The 282-nt window shown below is 58.2% G+C and carries 1 pseudogene; it reads left to right on the forward strand.

Features of this window, described 5'->3' with window-relative positions:
• A pseudogene (locus tag EN851_RS35905) lies at window positions 1-208 on the forward strand (microcin ABC transporter ATP-binding protein); the annotation flags it as partial.
• Window positions 209-282 lie beyond the last annotated feature (74 nt).

The following is a 282-nucleotide window of genomic DNA, read 5'->3' on the forward strand; positions in this document are numbered from 1 at the left end:
GCACAATCTCGCCTATCTCTTCATCAGCCACGACCTCAAGGTCGTGCGCGCGCTTGCCAATGACGTCATCGTCATGCGCAATGGCCGGATCATGGAAGCCGGACCGTCCGAACAGATTTTCAGCAGCCCGCAAACGGACTATACGCGGGCGCTGATGGCGGCGGCCTTCAAGATCGAGACGGCGCCGACCGGCGTGGTCAGCGAGTAGCTATCTATTTCACGCAATTCCGGACGGAAAAGCGCTACACACTTTTCCTGGAATTGCTTCAGGGCCAGCCAAAC

Origin of the sequence: Mesorhizobium sp. M8A.F.Ca.ET.208.01.1.1, from assembly GCF_004791315.1 — a bacterium.
Taxonomy (GTDB): Bacteria; Pseudomonadota; Alphaproteobacteria; order Rhizobiales; family Rhizobiaceae; genus Mesorhizobium.